Annotated in this window: 11 protein-coding genes; 7 read left to right on the top strand and 4 right to left on the bottom strand. The window is 52.3% G+C overall.

What is annotated here, in order from left to right; genetic code table 11:
* Nucleotides 1-39 precede the first annotated feature (39 nt).
* A complete protein-coding gene (locus DU502_RS11865; RefSeq protein ID WP_124897072.1) occupies nucleotides 40-1,125 on the bottom strand; it encodes a hypothetical protein in 1,086 nt (361 codons plus the stop codon).
* Nucleotides 1,126-2,611: 1,486 nt separating this feature from the next.
* Between DU502_RS11865 and DU502_RS11860 the strand changes: the two genes are divergently transcribed.
* Together DU502_RS11860 and DU502_RS11855 are read left to right on the top strand one after the other, a co-directional pair.
* Complete coding sequence (locus tag DU502_RS11860; protein WP_121922176.1) at nucleotides 2,612-4,735, top strand: EVE domain-containing protein; 2,124 nt, start codon at nucleotides 2,612-2,614, stop codon at nucleotides 4,733-4,735.
* Nucleotides 4,736-4,790: 55 nt separating this feature from the next.
* Complete coding sequence (locus DU502_RS11855) at nucleotides 4,791-5,390, top strand: hypothetical protein (protein ID WP_124897071.1); 600 nt, start codon at nucleotides 4,791-4,793, stop codon at nucleotides 5,388-5,390.
* 299 nt (nucleotides 5,391-5,689) lie between these two features.
* On the opposite strand, the gene DU502_RS11850 is transcribed toward DU502_RS11855, so the two are convergent.
* Nucleotides 5,690-6,169 (bottom strand): SLATT domain-containing protein, encoded by a 480-nt coding sequence (locus DU502_RS11850; RefSeq protein ID WP_279432666.1) that lies wholly within the window; start codon nucleotides 6,167-6,169, stop codon nucleotides 5,690-5,692.
* A gap of 185 nt (nucleotides 6,170-6,354) precedes the next feature.
* Here DU502_RS11850 and DU502_RS11845 point away from each other — a divergent pair, with 185 nt between their 5' ends.
* The 3 genes from DU502_RS11845 (at nucleotide 6,355) to DU502_RS11835 (ending at nucleotide 10,371) form a co-directional block, all read left to right on the top strand.
* Entirely contained in the window at nucleotides 6,355-6,993 is a 639-nt protein-coding gene (locus DU502_RS11845; RefSeq protein WP_124897070.1) for an IS6 family transposase, read from the top strand.
* A gap of 361 nt (nucleotides 6,994-7,354) precedes the next feature.
* Nucleotides 7,355-8,599 (top strand): AAA family ATPase, encoded by a 1,245-nt coding sequence (locus DU502_RS11840; protein ID WP_121921942.1) that lies wholly within the window; start codon nucleotides 7,355-7,357, stop codon nucleotides 8,597-8,599.
* A complete protein-coding gene (locus tag DU502_RS11835) occupies nucleotides 8,596-10,371 on the top strand; it encodes an McrC family protein (protein ID WP_121921941.1) in 1,776 nt (591 codons plus the stop codon). Before DU502_RS11840 ends, DU502_RS11835 begins: the two co-directional genes overlap by 4 nt.
* Nucleotides 10,372-10,607: 236 nt before the next feature.
* Here DU502_RS11835 and DU502_RS18735 read toward each other — a convergent pair whose 3' ends face one another.
* Entirely contained in the window at nucleotides 10,608-10,832 is a 225-nt protein-coding gene (locus DU502_RS18735) for a hypothetical protein (protein WP_241966861.1), read from the bottom strand.
* A gap of 303 nt (nucleotides 10,833-11,135) precedes the next feature.
* Here DU502_RS18735 and DU502_RS11825 point away from each other — a divergent pair, with 303 nt between their 5' ends.
* Both DU502_RS11825 and DU502_RS11820 read left to right on the top strand, forming a co-directional pair.
* Nucleotides 11,136-12,098 carry a hypothetical protein gene (locus DU502_RS11825; protein WP_121921940.1) on the top strand — a complete coding sequence of 321 codons (963 nt, stop codon included), beginning with the start codon at nucleotides 11,136-11,138 and terminating at the stop codon, nucleotides 12,096-12,098.
* Nucleotides 12,099-12,122: 24 nt separating this feature from the next.
* Complete coding sequence (locus tag DU502_RS11820) at nucleotides 12,123-17,831, top strand: PKD domain-containing protein (RefSeq protein ID WP_121921939.1); 5,709 nt, start codon at nucleotides 12,123-12,125, stop codon at nucleotides 17,829-17,831.
* Here the strand turns inward: DU502_RS11820 and DU502_RS11815 are convergent.
* Entirely contained in the window at nucleotides 17,820-18,557 is a 738-nt protein-coding gene (locus tag DU502_RS11815) for a hypothetical protein (RefSeq protein WP_121921938.1), read from the bottom strand. The genes DU502_RS11820 and DU502_RS11815 overlap by 12 nt on opposite strands.
* Nucleotides 18,558-18,691 lie beyond the last annotated feature (134 nt).

Below are 18,691 nucleotides of genomic sequence, written 5' to 3'. Positions count from 1 at the left end.
TGTCTTGTCGACGAAATCCAATAGGATTATTCGCTATCGTCAACTCATCTGCCGAAATAGCAATCCGAGACACAATATAGTGGCTATAGCGATTCCGAAACCGAAACCTGGGGCAGACCCGCCCGTTTGGTTTGTCTGGCCATCTTGATGTTGTACGTTTAGAGTCACTGACTCAGTGGTGTCCCCGTACACGAACTTCATTTCATGCTGTCCAGTATCTGCTAACGGAATTCGGATCTGTCCATCTTGATCCACTTCATAAGTACCACTGCGATACTCGATTTGCAACTGACTTAGACTGGCAGACCCAGCCTCTACCTCCACAAGCGCTACTCCTCCCGCCACGAAGTTATTCTGCCCCTCTCCAGGTCTGACGGTGATTTCGAGTGAGACTTCTTGGCTCTCTTGAGCGGACTCAAGTTGGGCTTCGAGTTCTTCGGTTTGATCTTTAAGTTCCTCTACCTCTGATTCTAGTTCTGAAATACGCTGCTCCTTTTGCTCAATAGTCCGTTGTAATTGCTGGACAGTTTCTTCATCCTCCGAGTCGCCCTGGGATTGTCCTTCCAACTCACTTACTGATTCGTCCTCGTCGACATTTGTTATCGTGAGTTCCCACTCGAACAATCGATTCGTATCTACATCACCACCGATAACAGAAAAACAATATAACATGGTCTCATCCACCCTCATGGACAAGAACGCATCACTTCCATCGGCATGAGGGTAGACCTCGATTCTCGGTCCAAATTCTGTAACCTCAGAATCAGCAGTACTTCCCGAATGGTTCAGGATAATAAATCTGCTTTCGTCATTTCCGGATAGTCCGCTAAAATCGAATGTTGTGCCACCGTGTCCATCGGCTACTCGCGTGGTAATAGTGTATCGTTGCCCCTCTTCTAATCTCACTCTGAACTTGTCCCTATCCAAAGAATCCTGTGTTCCGCTGATTGTTCCCAAGTCTGCTATGGGTACTTCAGAAAAGGGTCGGCAGGTCTCAGGATACTTGTCTTCTACTTGCTGATCACCACTCTGACCTGAAACAATTCCTGCCATCGTGAGTGGAGCTATCGCCAGTACGGTCGTCATCGCAATAATCAATACAATATCTTGTTGTTTAGATATCATATTATGCACACTACCACGAACTACGGTAACAAGATTATTGAATATATCTCAGATTTTTGATATGTACTTAAAATGCCGTTACTGTTGAAAATATAATATTTCAACCGACCATAGACACTAACTATACTCGAAGAGTTGGAGCGGGAGTATCCCCAGCAATTCATATGTCCGACAGTCAGTCAGGGAGCACGGCAAGGAGTGAGTAATCGAGAATTACGTCCCGAGGATCGCGTCCTTAGGGTGGTGATGGACATCCCGATGATTGAAGAACTGCCGTCCTTCGACGAGGAGAAACACCATGTCCCACCACTTGCGGAACAACGGAAGTAGGCGGAAGCGTACCGGCAGTATCGGAAAACCTCCAGGCCGGAATAAACCCAACATAGAGAGCTTCATCCACGTCATTCGCCCCAGTCCCGATTCTATAGTAACTTGATGTAGACGTCTCGAACCGACCGGGCGACTCGCTTCCAGTAGTTGTACGACGTTTTGGGCGTCATTTCGATCTGTAACCCGTCGCTTCCGGATTCGGTGATTCGGTTCACGATATTCGACTCCTTCCGCCCCCTGTTTTTCATCTCGCTGTAGCGATAGCGAATCTCCTTCGAACTGGGGAGTCGCTCGTTCAATTGATCCGCCACCTCGGCCCGGATCTCTTCGCCTATCCGCCCACCGACACCGACGTATAACTCTTCCGTATGCGGGAGACAGTCGAGACACCGGTTCATCTGACCAGGACGACGGCGTACTGATCTCCTGTTTGGGAGACTGAACTGGGAGGCCACGCTGGACAGCAAACTCGTCATCTGGGACTACGACGATTTCGATGTGTACGATCCCTGGGAGAGTGGCTTCCCCAACTCAGAGTTCAGAATCGAACCAGCGACCTCCGGATTCAAAGTCCGGTGTTCCTTGCCAACGGAGACTCCGGAGCTCGGCGTACCGCAGATATCGCTGCGGGGCTGTTGGCTAACGGCTTCCGTGTGCTCAGCGCGTACGGAGCCCGTTCACCTCTGTATCGGAACGAACGGAAACCAATCAGCCGCGAGTCTGGCACCCCGCACTCGCTTCACGCTGTGTACGGCTTAGGTCAGTGCGAACTCGTCTTTTTATTGGACGCCTGACTGTCCCAGGCTCTACCGCCCCATTTTCCGCTCCGTACTCGCTTCCTCAGGAGGACTTGATACGCTGGTCCTCCACCGCTCGCTTCGATCATGCGGTCTCCGATCGTTGCGTGCGCAACCACAAGCCTCCTAGTAGTCAGGTACTTGTTTCGGAAACTGGTGAGATCGTTGTATATCACTCACGTGGCCTTTGTAATCGGTGAGATGCGGGAAGACAAGTCAGCAGGGTGCCTGATGACACCGCCTGAACCGAACGCTTCGCTGTGATATAACATCGGCCTGCTGGTCGAGAGCGCAAATTATTCTTTTCCAACAAGTTATTAGTTCGAAGCCATCAGTACAGTTTGGTATTACAACTTAGCATGAACGCGGATATTTCAGAGGAAAGTCCGTCTAATTATTTTTGGCTCACAGCTAATCCTGATTATTGGGATCCCGAGGACGCTGAGAAGGGCGACCAAATCCGATATCAGGCGTACAATAATAACGAGAACAAACGGCGAAAATTCTCGGCCTTCGAGAAGGCCAAACCTGGTGATAGAGTTCTAATATATACATCATCACCCAGGAGAAAAGTTACCAGCGAAGGTAAAATCGTATCTGGATTGGAGACTGGAGATGATGGAATTGTTATTGAATACGAGCGAGCGCTCGATGCGGTAGATTGGAACGATATCAAAGAGGATCCAATACTGGCTGATTCATCCCCAATTAACCTGAGAGCGAGAGGATCGCTGTTTGAACTTTCCGAGGACGAATACACGGCTATTCTCTCGATGGCAGGTGCAGAGGATCAAGCAACACACGACGGAACTACCGAGGGCGACACGGAAGACGATATCGACGGCTCTGAAGAAGCGATATGGAAATTTTTGTGTGATGACAAAACATTTCAACTGTACTTTTCATATAAGGTGTTCGGACGGCCACAGAAATTGGACGTGTCGAAGGGTGATCGACTCGTTCTGTACGATTTCGAGGATCAATTGATTTACGGGCCGTTCACGGCCGAATCCGACGTTGCAGAGGCCCTCATCCCAGAAGCAGCCGGCGAACAGTATCCGTATCAGGTGAGGATATCGTGGGACACACTATACAGACTCCCCAAAGAAAAATTCCCACTCGACATCACGCAGGACTGGTTCAGTTCAGAACAGGCCAACGAAATACTACGCGCTCTACATGAGGAGGGCACCTATGTTGAGGTTGCTGAGGACGGCTCCGTTCAGGCGCCTGATGACACACCCGAAAGGAGTGGGGAAGGTACCGACAAAACCAAGCCCGAGTTACTCCCAGAACCTGACGAAGCGCCAATTACCGATATACTCACCCTCAAAAACGATCAGCAACCAACTCCTGACACGGAACTTCTTCAGGAGGCAGACGAGCCAGGGGCGGTGATTTTGCAGGAGGCAACAGTTGGCGAGCTGCGACCCGAACTCTATCAGTACGGCCTAGCCCACCTCATTGCCGGTCGAAGCTTGCTATTATACGGACCAACCGGTACAAAAAAGAACTCTATCGCTCGGCGACTTGGGCAGGCAATCTGTACAGATCTCCTGACAGTAACGGCGACACCGGATCTAAATGACCAGCAATTGTTGGCAACGCCGAGTGATAACGAGAGCGTTGGACCGTTCATACGAGCTGTAAACTCTTGTTATGCCTCGCTAGACGAACACGAACATCCGGTCTGGATGTTAATAGAGAACTTTGAGACTGTCCCGATACCCCAGCTCGGGAACGTATTGACACTCTTGGAGATAGAACGCCGTGTGGATCGCCGAATCAGTGTTGGGGACGAATTGTTACCCGTTCCGATGGCGTTTCGTGTGATTGCGACGATGGATGTCGTCGATGCTGCCGGGCTTCCGGAACTTTACAGCACTTCGCGACAATTTGCTCCCTTACATGTCTCCACTCATCTGAACGATGATCAACCGCACAACAGCGATTATCCAATCTTGCGACATTTGCATCACAAACAGGATTATCAACGACTACGCTTCAGCGCAGAGCAGGCAGTACTCTCCAAGTTGACCGATCTACCAACGAATATAGAACGTGACACGCATCTTTCGATTCCCGCGCTTGCGGAACTGTTTGACGCTGAAGCAGCCTTGGACGCCGCACTATCATCGGTCAGTCTCCCGATCGAAACAAACTACGACTTTATAGACGCTCTCAGCCATTACGCGTGGAAACTTGGGGAGGACAACGACGTTTCTCTCGGACGAGAACTATTGGTTGACGCCATCAAATTCGTCGTTGTATACAATTGGCTGTTCCCGAAGCAGTCAGACTGGGAGGTCGTCGACCAAGCAGTTGCGGCGTATTTCAACCCGACCATATTCATGCGTCTGAACAGAGTAAATGAAGAACAAGGTGTACAACAATGTATGGCCTGTCGAGACTCCTTCGCCACGGTCGCCGAGATACTCGGTTTCAAAGCCACAGCCGCCCAAATCAGGTCGTACAGAGCATAATGAACGACACAACAATACGACGAACAACAAGGGAGGAACGTTCAGTCTGATTCACATGCGATCCCTCGAACCCTCAGGAGCAAAGCCCAATGGCTTGTTGCATAATCTCAAGAAACTCGATCGGTGGGTGTGCTGGGCGTCGGTTGATGAGGACGGTCACGTAAGAAAAAAACCGGCTGAAATCGAAGCCGGGAGTGTTCGCACAGTCACTTACAAGGACATTTCAAACTGGTACAGCTACGACGAAGCCGTTGAGACTGCCTCATCACATGATGAATTGGAAGGGGTGGGAGTTGTTATCAGCCGTGAACGGGACGATTTCGTCGTCGTAGACATTGACAACTGTATCGATCCAACCACTGGCCGGATCGATGAGGAAGTATGGAAATACGTGCGTCGTGCCCAGACCTATGCGGAACTCTCCTACTCAAAAACGGGCCTACATCTGATTTTCCGTGGCTCACTTCCCAACCAAGGATGGACCGCTGAGGATGACGAAATAGACGCAGAAATCTATGACAAATACTTTATTGTGGTTACTCAGGATCACATCGCTGGGACATCAAGACACGCCATTAACAATGGTACGTGGCTAGATCGAATATATGAGGACATGGATATCGAGTGGACGACGCTATTCTATGGAACGGATTGAACTCGGCACGAATCACAGATCCTTATACCAAAATTAGTTAACGGAACAACCGCAGAGCCCCCGAGGAGGCGAAATTTCACCCTCACGTTCAGTGTCCGAGAATGGTCGTACCTCTGAAAGTTGTCACGAAAGCAATAAACGTGCGTCTTCACTGTCGGACAAGGCTTCACGATCTGGATCGCACAACTGTGCCCAAGTCGTGCTAAAACACGGCGTACCGAACATCATCGTGGTATTCGGCAGTCAGTGGAATCCGACAAACCCTCAGTAGGAATTCCAAAAGTAACAATAATCCGACGTCAATCCTCGAGAAGAGGTCTAAGCTCGCCTTCCTGTACTTCGATGCTCTGCATAACCTCTTCGTGTTTCACTCTCCGAGCAATGAGATCACTTGTGGCGGGTGTGAGTTCGTTTAATTCGCGTTGTCTGCTACTCAATTGTTCGAAACGTTCCATTGCCTTCCCATTCGTGTTGTCCTGGCCCGTTAACTCAAGACTGTAGAAATCTCGGAATTCCTTGAGAAGACTGTTGTAGGCATCCCCTGCATTTTCGAATTCCAGGGCCCGTTTTTCGAAATTGACAAATGTATTGAAAAAGGAAATAATTGATGCCATTATGGCGAGACCGATGTTTACTGTCTCGGGCGTATTCCGGAGATAGAGAACGGCGGTCAAGAGCGCAGTGATAATAACAACGAACGCATCAAGTACCATACCAAGCACATGATAATACCGGGACATTTTGAAGAATATTTTATCCGTATAACCGATCTGCAACATTTTCTTGGCTGTCAACTTCTGTAGTTCGCGATTATCCATTGTCTTGGGGATCAGTGGATTTTATTGTCGTCTCAACCGCGTCTTGACTCGTCAACTAAATTTCCAGAATGGTGAATAATAAAATTTTACCGAGGGCAGCCGGTCGCGTTAAGTTAGAGGATGAGGCGCTCGAGTTCTGAGTGTCTATGGCAGAATCCGAACGCCTCAGCAAGTGTATCGAGTGGATCGACTTGTCGTTTGTGGAGCGAGATCGGACTCCCGAGTGGGCGATTCAAGTGGGCATCCGGTGTCATCTCGCAGGTATGTCAACGAGGGATGCCAGTCAGTTTCTCGATAAGTTGGGAGTCCAACGCAGTCACGTCGCGGTTCACAACTGGGTTCACAAGGCCGAGCTACAGCCGGTTTCGACGGTGAGTGCGGATCAGCTTGCGGTCGACGAGAAAGTGATCCGCATCAACGGCGACGACTACTGGCTGTACGGTGCCGTCGATCCCCAAACGAACGAAATCCTCCATTTCAGGCTGTTTCCAGCGACAACGAAACAGACGACGCGATGGTTTCTGACCGAACTTCATCGACGATATCGGCTAGATGGCGTCGAATTTCTCGTCGATGACGCCGATTACTTGGTGAACGTCCTCGACGAAGACGGGTACCGATTCCAGATGATTTCACATGGGAATCGGAATGCCATCGAACGTGTCTTTTGGGAGATAGAACGACGAACCTCATCGTTCGCAACTAGTTTCAGCCATGTCGAACCGCAGACAGCAGAATCGTGGCTCAAAGCCCTCGCCGTCCGGCACAACTCACGCCAAAGTTAACGCGACCGGGCAGCCGTCGGGTAGGCGGATCAAACAAGACGTTTCAGTCCGGGGATTCGGATCGAACAGTCTCTCCCTGACCTGCGCCCCCCCTACCGTCGATACATTTCACTGGGAACAACCTCGTCAATCCTGACCCGGATGGATGTTGGTTCCTCGTTTCACCAAGTTAGCCAAGGGCGTACTGGTGTAACTCTCAGGCGACCCGACGTGGATCAAGGCGAGGGAAGAAACACGATCAGCAAATCGATTGTAAGGCCCTGACTCGATTCACGCTGATAGGTAAAAAGGATACCAGTATGGTACAACGACGTTCTTCACGGACGTTCTTTTATGTAGGTGGCACAGCAGGGTATGACAAATGAGTAACTCGGCCGGCGACTACACAGTGGATCACGCCAAGGAGAATCTCGAAGTCCTCCGTGCCGTGCCGGAGCAAGTCGTCGAAGCGATTGAGAACGCGGCCGACGAAAGCGTTCTCAACTTTCTCATTCGCGAACAAAAATTGGATATCCACCACGAGGGTGACCAGGGTATCGGCCCACTCAGGCAGGCCGTTCTCCGTTCTCCGCACGCTTCTCAGGAACTGAAACGAACGGTCATCACCCGTGGCGATGATACACCTAGTACGATACTCGTTCCGGACGATGTAGAGCGAAACGCCCGTACGTCACTGCGGACCGGAAAACCAGTCGTCCTCTACGGACCGACAGGTACTGGAAAGACGACGTTCGCAAAACAACTCGCGCTTCGACACTGTGTTGGATTTTCGCTCCACACTGCGACGCCCTCGTGGACAGCCAAAGACATCATTGGCGGTATCGGTCCAAAGCTCACGGGGTCAACTGACGTTCGCTCTTTAGGGTACGAAACTGAACTTGGAGCTGTCTCAGAAGGCGTCAAGTGCGCTCGTGACTTCGATATCCCGTATGCCGTTATTCTCGACGAAATCACTCGGGCGGATATCTCTCAAATCTTCGGCCCACTCTACACGGCTATCGAGAATCGTAAGCAGACGCTAATAGAGACCGACGACGGCGAGACGATCGAATTAGACGAGGACGTTAGCATCATCTGCACGATGAATATGTCCGACCGCACGGTCAACGAGTTGGATAACGCGATCACACGTCGATTCGCGATGGTCGAACTCGACGAGTACGAGGGTGAAGATAGGCGGGCCCTCTTCGAAGGCTGGATCGACGACAATTTGGGCGATATCCCTCTGATCAGCAACGACGAGTTACTCGAACTCTTCGAGGCGGATTACAACGGGATCAACAACGGCTCTGAACAGGCATCGCGTGGCCCGATCATGCGGTTCGGACCGATGCACTACCGTGATGTCACGATCTTCCTCTGTGAGGCACTTCGAGACGAGAGTCTGTACATGGATGCTCCCGGGGAGGCGGTCGGTCAGGCCTTCCGTACCTTCATCGTTCCGCGACTCCTGAATTCGGCGGCCTTCCCGCAAATCGAACAAATCGAGGAGCATTACCGGGCACTCAACAAATCCTTCGAAACGTTCGATCTCTCCCCGGCCACTGAACTCGCAAGCCGCGAACTCCAAGCAGAACAGCGACAGATGGGTTCGTATCAGCAATGAGTATCGCCGATCCCGACGAATCGTACACTTACGAGCCGGGGACGTTCAGCATATCGGAGCGTGGTGAGATCCGAATCGAAGGTTGTCCACCATCCATCGGCGAGCAACTCCGCCGAGCGTCGTTCGAGCAGGAGGCGGACAATATCTTCGTGAAGACACAGAAGTCACTCGACGACCGGGAGAAGGAGTATCGGGTCGTTCGGGTTCGTCTCGACGAACCGGTGATGTACGTGACGGCCCGGGACAATGTCGGGATCATTAGCCTCACACCGCGCTCGAAGCTCCGCATCGAGCCGAAGATCGACTGGAATCACATTTTCGATATGCTGCTGGCGGTGCATGGTCGCAGGCAGTCGATCGAGTATCACGGCATCCCACTCTCCGAATTCCGAACTGAGGATGTCGATCTCCAAGACGTGTTCCTGATTCTCGCCATCAACTACCTGAACGGGCTTGAGGACGTCCATCGGAACGGATTCGTGCGCCAATTGGAAACCCGGCGGGCAGATCTCGAACAGCCCCGTGGGGTCATCGATATCGAGCGATCACTGGTGAATCAGGCCGAGGGACGAGCCCAGCAACACTGTCTACTGAAAGAAGTCGACTACGACAACCCCGCCAATTCGCTGCTCCACTACGCCGGTATCCATTTGCTGCACCTCTTCCAGCAGTATGAGGACAAGTACGATCATCAGGCCTATTACCACATCTTCTCGCAGGTGCATCAAGAGGTTCGGCACTTAGAGCGACTCGGCGTGGATAGCGGTCGGCGACGAATCCCCGAGTATCGACACTTTTCGCTCCACGAACTCCCGAAACAGCGCCACTACTACCGGCAAGCCATCGAAGTTGCCAAAGCCATCGTGGCATCCTCGCTTGGGACGCCAGCGATGCAAAATAACCGCGAGTTAGTCGTCGACTACGTTTTAAATATGGAATCGCTGTTCGAACAGTACTCACAGGTCGTCATCGAAGACGAGTTGGAGGTAATCAAAAGCCTCGATCGACTCGACCAAACTGAAAACATTGCTGCCGTACGTTCCCCAACAGTGCAGCCATTCGAGAACGAGTCGAACGTGTATCACCAACCGGATCACGCAGTAGAAAAAGGGGACGAGACACTAGCCGTCCTCGACTCGAAATACTATGCAGAGGAGAAGGATCCAGTGAAGAGCGGTAGCTCCCGGTCACGTCTCTTCAGTTACGCGTACCTTCTCACGACCGATCGAATGGGATTCCTAACGCCCCTTAACAAACCACGTACGCGCTCTATCGCCCAGACCGGAGCCGAACTGCAAGTTATCTCGCCTAATAGCTCAGCGTTCTCACTCGACGAATATCGCTCGTGTGTTCGCGATTATCTGCACGACGTACTCGCCGAACAGTATCCTGCACTCACAGTCTACAGAGCCGTCGAGGAACACGCATTGTGCCTCGACCAACACGATATGTCGGATCTGGATCGCCTGACCGAATCTGGTGGGCCCTTCGACTTCAGCAGTGTTCACGAATTCTCGCTCCGGGTGGTCAACGCCGCCGCCGATACGCTGACAAGCCAGCAGCGATCACGATCCGACCTCGAACAGAAGGGAAAATGGACGCGACGTCGGATCGAAACGCAATGTGATGAGCAGTCGTCTGAAACGATGACCTGCGTGCCAGTGTTTCGGCGTGAAGACGGGGAGGAGCGTATCGACCTCTACTTCATAACCCATGACGAGGCCGGAAATCCGATCGAGGTCTCGGTTGAGGACGACCTTCGACTCCTGTGAAAGGAGACAGAGAGTCATTCAAACGCTCTCGCTTCACCGGGGTTCACTCTCGACGTATACACATACCGATATGGGCCACATACCAACCCTCAGCCTTTAGACGCCGTTAGATGAGTTTGACGGAGCCAAAGTGGTCCATTCGGCAATCTCGCCATTGTAGAAAGCATCATCACTCGAGAAGTCGTCATCAGGTTCTGGTATGACGGCGGTTTAGTCAATCGATTCTCGGAGAAGTTTCAACCGCATCGCCGCCTCAGGGCCGAGGATCGTTCGACGGTATCGTATTCGACACGGCTATCGAGGTAGGCGTCGCTCAGTTGCCGGCGGAACCCCTCGTTGTTTGGGGGTTCTTCGAGTTCGTCCTTGAGGGCGACGATCAGAAGGCGGGTACGAGAGATATTGATGATTTCAACCACCCTATATGCACCCTCAACGAGAGACTTCGGGGCGTTGGGATCCACGCAGGTGTAGAGTCTACACAATCGTGGGCTTCATCCCACCCGTGAACGGGTGGGCTTTCGCCTCGCTACCGCTGTAACTAGAAACCGTCCCGAAGTTACCCCTTACGCACCTCAAACAATCTCACAATCTGCTGAAGACATTCCAGGGAAACGCGTGCTCTAGCACAGCATTCTCGGAAAGCTACTTCAAGTCTGCCAACACCACGAGCCCCTGGTTAAACACTTTACAACATTATTAGCGTTCAAAAACATATACAGATTTACATTAGATATATAATCATATAGGATTCCTAACCTTATGTTATGTGGTATGGCTGTAGCGAGAATCTGACAGAATCGGCCTTACAGCACCCCACGACGGGCTATTCCGAACAGAAAATCATCCAGACAGCAGATCCCGTGAACGTCAGTTTACGCGGTATCAATGTTCCCGAGAGTCACGACTTCATGGGTGAGACGAACGACTTGATGATAGTGGTCAAATTCCAGTTCGACAATCAGCCGCCAATTGACCGGTTGGTGTATCTGGAACACGGTATCGAACCAGGATGGTACGACGATTTCTTCGATGACGTGATTCTCTCGACGAATGACTTCGCGTACGATGAGTTGAACATCCATCTACAGGTGTACGACGTCGACAACATCAGTTCTGATCTGGTGGATTCGGTCACGCAGTTCGTCGATGAAGCAGCCTCTGTGATCACATATCCGCTCCTCTCACAGTTTGCGGGATACGTCGACTTCGCGGCCGAACCGCTGGTCAACCTGGTGAACTACATCAACGAGCACGACCAAATCATCGATAATAAAATCACCTTGGAGGTCAACGAGGATCCGAACGAAGGTCACGACCTCTTCCAACCGGGCTATCTGGTCTGTTTCGAACGGGGGACCGGTATTAATCCGGACGACAGTGAGTATGGACTGAATCGGGATACGAAGGTCACCAAGCCGGACGGGTCAATCCTCAGCGAGAGCAGTTACGCCGTGTTAGAGGTCGAACGCGAGCACGTACAGACCAGTGATCAAGAGATCAATCAGAAAGTTGCGAAGCTGATCGCCGAACTGAACGGCAAAGGACAGAGCGGGAGTGAGGCGATCGATTACCTCCGGCAGACGCTGACGGGGTACAATAAATATCAAAAATTGAACCGGGTAGAGGAACTGATGAACAAAGATTCGCTCAGTGAGCCGGAACAGGAGTTGCTAGACAGGTTACAAAAAGAAATCAAAGGATGGGACGCTAATGTTGAACAAATATAGTATTATTGACATTTAATTACAAAAATGACAGACAAAGACCTGCCAAACGATGTGGACTGGTCCGAAGTAGAGGAGCGTGCTATATCCGCCGATGGAGGGACTGATCACCTCTCACAAACCGGAACGCTGGCCGAGGCGGGATACACACTGAGAGGTCAACATTATCGATATGATACCTTATGGGGGAAAGTGTATACGACTTTGAGTATCGTAAAATATGACCCCGTTCCGCTAAATGATTTTGTCTCGGAATACGCTGTGCCGGTGTACGTACATGCGACAACAGCGGCAGTAATGACTGAATACGCGCAAGGTACTGCCCTCCGTAGGTATGCGGAAGAGTTTGACGAGGAAGATCAGATTCATATGGACTCTTGCCAATCACTCGATATTTCTGTTGTGTATCCCGAATCACTTCGAGGAGGATTTATTACAAAAAAGGATCCCGACTACGTTGCCCAATTCGACCCAGCACATGATATACCATCCGAAGCGTCTCAAATTCGAGATCGGACATTGCAACTCTTGGCAGCAGAAGCCGAAGAACTGGTTAGATCACACCCGTATGTGGATACAATATTGAGTGTGAAGGATCAAATACAGCAATATAATAATTATTTGAGTGATATTGAGGAGATATTAGATGAAACAGATAAGAAAATATGGAATGTGTTTAGTGTTAGTGAAAAGGAAGATCCTGAGCCAGTGAAAACTGGGGGCGGCTGGGTGCGCTTTATGTTATTAATGGATCCTGGGGAAACAGTCGAACTTGATATTAGTGCCTCAGGCGGACATATCGGGCGCTCATCTGTAGCCGAAGCCGAAAAGGAAATAGAAATTACAACCCCCGACGAAACTCCGGAAAGACAAGCCTCAAAACCGACTGCCGCGTTTGACTGGTCCGCAGAAACTCCAAAAGCAGGTGAGGAGATTCAGTTTGACGGAAGCGGTTCGTACGATCCTGAAGGCGAGAGTTTACGATATTCCTGGCAAACGTACATGGGATCACAGCAACTGGATTCGGGATCCGGGGAAACCTTCAAAACGACGTTCCCTCGCGCTGGTAAGTATCCCGTCCGCCTGACTGTCACCGACGAGAGTGGAAACGCCGGTAGCACGGCAAAAACCATTAATGTCGCTGAGAGTAGTGGAGAGATAACGGCGGCGTTCGAGATGGCCCCTTCGGAGCCCTTACCTGAAGAGAAAGTTCGATTCACAGCCGATGGGTCCACCAGTCCCAATGGAAAAATCGATAGCTACGACTGGGAATTCACCGAGCAAGGCTCTCAGCGAACCGAATCCGATTCTGGAAAGACTGTGACCAAATCCTTCGACAAGGGAGTATACGCCGTTTCACTTACGATCACGGATCAGGATGGGGCAACAGATACGAAATCGAAAACGCTCTCAGTGGCGAATCCGCCCGAAGCACGGTTCAGTCTATCTCCAAAATCGCCCTCAGTCAATGACGACATCTCGCTGGATGCGTCTACATCAACCGCTCCGGGCAGTTCGATTTCCAGTTACGAATGGGACATATATCGGCTAAGCGAGGAGACGATCACTCCTGAGCCCATCGACAGTACCAGTGGAGAAACTATCACATATACGTTCGATAATTCGGATGAATATCTGATCGAATTGACGGTCACCAATGAGCAGGGAGTGACGGATAAAACGTCAAAACAAGTCTCCATCAGCCCGGCTGCGGGTGAACAGGCTCCGGTTGCACGTTTCGACATTACTCCCGATCCGCCGAACCCCGGCGAAAACATTCGATTCGATGCGACTGCATCCACCGATCCGGATGGGTCGATTACCAACTACGAATGGGTGTTCACAGACACGGAAAATCAAGAGCGCCACGGGACGGCCACCGGCGAAACGGTAAGCAGAACGTTTCCCGCCGGAACCTATGCAATCCGCCTTACAGTAACGGACACTGATGGAAATTCGACAACTGAGCAAACGGAGCTCGCAGTACAAAATCAACCCCCTCAAGCTTCCATTGACGTGGAGCCAGCGGTCCCGGAACTGGGCGAGACAGTCACTTTCTACTCGCGTCAATCACGCGACTCCGATGGGTCTATCTCCGGGCATGAATGGCAATTAATTGATAAAGCTGCTTCCGAATCGACGACCATCAAAACAAGTACGAATCAGAGACTGGTGCATACGTTCGATCAGGCTGGCACCTATTCGATAAAACTTACTGTAACCGATGACGCCGGCGCGACTGATACGGCCGTAGTCGAATTATCGATAGACGAGTCGGGCCACGAAGCGAAACCAACTGTGTCCATAGCGGGACCGGAGACAGTCATCGAAGGTGAGCGTGTAGTTTATACGGCCGATGAGACGGATCCCGACGGAGGAACAATCGCGTCATATACTTGGTCCGGACCGGTCCCGAACACCGGCACCAAAACCACCTCACCCCGCTGGATGTCGACCGGGGAACGAACGATCAGCTGCGAAGTAACCGACGATGAGGGCAACACGGCCCAGGACTCCTTTACCGTCCAAGTCAAATCGCGTAAAGAACCGACCAAAGATCAGGAGCCCACAGTTTCGATTGCCGGCCCAACACAAACAACTACCAACACCGAGGTGACCTACACTGCCGAGGCAACTGACCCGGACCGTGGCATGCCAGGTGAGATAGCCGCCTACGAGTGGTTCGGAGCTGTGGAAAATACTGAGAATGAGAAAATCTCAGTCGAATGGTCCTCACCAGGTCAAAAAGCCGTCGGATGCCGAGTGACCGATGATGAGGGGAACACTGCCGAGGCATCGATCACCGTTCGGGTCGAAGGCAGCGGACCGAAGCTGTCGATCAACGGTCCGACAAAAGTCACAGTGGGATCGTCGGTGACATACACTGCTGAGGCGGCAGATTCGGATGGCGACTCAATAGCCTCTTACGAGTGGTTCGGGACCTTCGAGCAAACCCAAAAGTCGTCGGTGCAAGCGATGGATATGAGGACACTGCGAAGAGGTGGGGGTGGAGGCCGAGGTAGAAGAGGTCGGGGTGGGAGGGATGATGGGAAAAGAGATCGGGATGGGAGAGATGATGGGAGAAGAGGCCGAGATGGCGATGGAGACGACGATGAAGAATCGGATTCACCTGATCCCGGAAGCGACACGATTTCGGTTCACTGGACCTCCTCCGGTCAAAAAACGATTGGGTGCCGCGTTACTGATGATGATGGAAACACCGCCGAAAGCACGATAACCGTCCAGGTAACTGCAGACGAACTCCCGTCGGTATCAGTAACCGGCCCGAAGAGCGTCAACATCGGTTCACGGGTTACCTACACTGCTGACGCCTCCGATCCGGATGATGGCACTATCTCGACGTACGAGTGGTTTGGAGATGTCCCCGATTCGGGTGACGATACGACCTCGGTCCGGTGGTCCTCAACTGGTCAACGGACGGTCGGTTGTCGGGTGACGGATAACGAAGGCAACACCGTCGAGGACTCGATCTCCGTCGCAGTGCGCGGAAACCAACCCCCCAACGCCGCCGTTGATGCCAACGTCCTGGATCCGGCGGTGGACCAATCGGTTCAGTTCAACGCCGGGCTGTCACAGGATCCGGATGGCACGATCACGCGCTTCGATTGGGAGGTGTTGAAAGAGGATGACGACGATTCGACGTTGGTGAGGAAAACGACCGGGGAAACGTTCAGTCACGAATTCGAGGACCCCGGTTCGTACTCGGTGCAACTGACAGTGACTGACGACGACGGGGCGACGGACACCGACACACTCGAAGTATCAGTTCAAGAGAAGAAGGGTGCGCTGGAGCCGAAAATCCGAACACCTGACGATCTGATCGTCGTTGGTGAAGAAGTGGTGTTCACCGGTGAGACACCCGGGACACCGATAGACGCATACTCTTGGGAAGTGTTCGACGATGGGGACCCTATTTCCGAGGGAGCGGGCAAGACATTCAGCGTATCGTTCCCTTATCCCGGTGAATTTGATATCGTATTGACGGTGCATCAGGGCAACCGTAACGCACGAACTTCAGCTTCGGTTTCAGCCGTTCAAGCTCCGACAGCGAAGTTCAAGATCAAGGCGAATTCTCCCCCCGCCCCGGGAGATCAAGTAGTGTTCGACGCGAGCCACTCGCTCGACCCCGATGGTGAGATACGCAATTACGACTGGGAGTTTCAGGATCTGTCGTCGGCGACGGTTTACACGGCCAGCGGTGAGACTGTGAAACGGACGTTCAACACAGGAACCTACTCCGTCGTGCTCACCGTCCGTGATCAAGATGGCCTGACGGACTCACATTCACGGACGCTTACAATCACCCGACCGCCCGTAGCCGAGTTCACCGTCTCACCCAAATCCCCCATCGCCGGCGAGGACCTCACCGTCGACGCCAGTGAGTCATACGATCCTGACGGCTCGATCACCAGCTACGACTGGGAGTTCGAAAAAGCGGGACCCAACCAATCGGAATTCGCGTCGGGTGAAACCGTCACCCGAACGTTCGAGAAGGGGAAGTACGAGGTCACGCTGTCCGTCACGGATGAGCATGGAGGCACGGATACGGCGACGAAATCGATCAATATCGAGGGCGGGTCGCCTCCGACTGCCCAGTTCGACGTCACTCCAGATTCCCCGACGACCGGCGAGGAGATTACCCTCGACGGGAGCGATTCGGATGATCCGGACGGGACCATCGAACAGTACCAGTGGCGTGTGAGGCGTGGCACCGAGGTGATGAGAAAAGGGACCGGGGCGACGTTCACGTTCAGCGGCTCACCGGGTACCTACGAGATTACCCTCATCGTTACGGACGATTCCGGACAGACCGATAAAGCGGGACGATCCGTAACTGTAGAAGACTCCCAGGCGCCGACCGCCGCCTTCGATATTACACCCGCTGAACCTGTTGCGGGTGAGGAAGTGACCCTCGATGCGAGCGAATCTGATGATCCGGATGGAGCCATCCAAGAGTACTCCTGGGAGATTCGCCAAAAACCGTTCCAGAATCCCGAACTGGACTCAGGAGAAGTGATCACGAGGACGTTCAGCAAAGGAACGTACGCGGTGACGTTGATTGTGTCCGATGACGACGGTAAGACGGGTCGAACGACGGAAACGCTCACCGTCGCCGCTGGATCCAAGCGACCGATAGCCATGTTCGACGTCACTCCCGCGTCACCGAGAGAGGGTGACGACATCACCGTCGACGCGGGTGACTCCGAAGACCCGGATGGGACCATCGAAGAGTATCAGTGGCGGATCGAGAGGGACGCAACGACGGTCGCAAGTGGGTCGGGTGAGACGTTCACGTTTACCGCCGACACTGACGGGACACACGATATCGAATTCACGGTCACCGATAATGACGGACAGATGGACACCGCTCAGCAGAGTGTCTCGGTTGCCTCGCGTGAAGGCACGGTCCGCTTATCGGCCGAACAGACACAGGTGTCCCCGATGAGTAGCACGACCATCGAGGTGACAGCCGAAGATGCAGATGGCGACCCGGTGGAAGGTGCCTCCGTCGAACTATCCGTGTCGAGCCAGGAGGTAGGCGGTCAGACGGGCGAACTCAGTAGATCATCCGTGACGACAGATGCCAGCGGCACTGCATCAGTCACATACACCGCCCCGTTCGCCTCCAGTTCATCGGACAATATAGAAGCGACGTGGAAGGGCGCATCGGATACGGTTATCATCACCACCACTCTTGCGGGGTTATTCGTGTAGCGTAGCTCTACCCGATATACCAATTATTTGGATCGAGTGAGTGCCGATCGACCCAGACGGTATTTGTCGAAAACGCGGCCCCGTATAGCCGCGAGTCCTCTTCGGTTGTAGCTGTTCGGAACACATGATCGTAATTTCCTCTTGAACTTCACTAACCTCGCTCCTATCAGGGCGGAGAATCTCCACCCTGTATGTATACGTGCCTGACTCAGTGACCGTATCGTTGTATTCGATACTCCGTGTGATATCTCCGTCAAATTCGAGGGTGTCTTCCGCATCGTCGACTCCATTTCGCTCCACTGTGTAGTAGACGGAATCGACCCCATCATCTACGGTCAGATCGATAGTCAACGTGACTGACACTGGACAGTCCATATCCTCCAAACGGAGATTTCCAGAGGTATCATACGGTTTCTCCTCTATGTTCACATTGAATTCGATACCCTGCACGCCCCTCCTCTCAGAGGTATCTGTACTGGCTTCGCCCTGCACTCCAGCATCATTTGGACCCGGAACAACTATCGGATAGATTACTCCAGTAACTATCAGTGCCACACCGATGGTGGCCAAATATTTCCTGTACTGACTGATTTCACCGAATCGCGGCACCTTACCAGTCGCCGCTCCAATGAGGAAGACCGCCCCAAGAAGAATCAGAATTTTCGGTATATTTGCACTCAAGATCCCCTGTATTATACCATCGATTTGGATCAGGGTCAGAAACATATTAGTTCGTGATCAAGTTACTACCCCAACAATTAGTTTCTTTTGTGTCCATGAACCGCGGTCCAAAGCTAACGGGGGCATACGATGTAGTTGAGTGGAAGACTGGATAGCGACTTCAGCAGTGCACACCCCGG

This window comes from Haloplanus aerogenes, assembly GCF_003856835.1.
Taxonomy (GTDB): Archaea; Halobacteriota; Halobacteria; order Halobacteriales; family Haloferacaceae; genus Haloplanus; species Haloplanus aerogenes.
The sequence above is the reverse complement of the archived record's forward strand: the minus strand, read 5'-3'. Positions and strand labels throughout refer to the sequence as shown.

Coding starts and splice junctions, on each gene's coding strand:
- DU502_RS11825 (WP_121921940.1), top strand. CDS start 11,136: ATGTGGTATGGCTGTAGCGAGAATCTGACAGAATCGGCCTTACAGCAC.
- DU502_RS11860 (WP_121922176.1), top strand. CDS start 2,612: ATGAACGCGGATATTTCAGAGGAAAGTCCGTCTAATTATTTTTGGCTC.
- DU502_RS11850 (WP_279432666.1), bottom strand. CDS start 6,169: ATGTTGCAGATCGGTTATACGGATAAAATATTCTTCAAAATGTCCCGG.
- DU502_RS11835 (WP_121921941.1), top strand. CDS start 8,596: ATGAGTATCGCCGATCCCGACGAATCGTACACTTACGAGCCGGGGACG.
- DU502_RS11820 (WP_121921939.1), top strand. CDS start 12,123: ATGACAGACAAAGACCTGCCAAACGATGTGGACTGGTCCGAAGTAGAG.
- DU502_RS11855 (WP_124897071.1), top strand. CDS start 4,791: ATGCGATCCCTCGAACCCTCAGGAGCAAAGCCCAATGGCTTGTTGCAT.
- DU502_RS11815 (WP_121921938.1), bottom strand. CDS start 18,557: ATGTTTCTGACCCTGATCCAAATCGATGGTATAATACAGGGGATCTTG.
- DU502_RS11865 (WP_124897072.1), bottom strand. CDS start 1,125: ATGATATCTAAACAACAAGATATTGTATTGATTATTGCGATGACGACC.
- DU502_RS11840 (WP_121921942.1), top strand. CDS start 7,355: ATGAGTAACTCGGCCGGCGACTACACAGTGGATCACGCCAAGGAGAAT.
- DU502_RS11845 (WP_124897070.1), top strand. CDS start 6,355: ATGGCAGAATCCGAACGCCTCAGCAAGTGTATCGAGTGGATCGACTTG.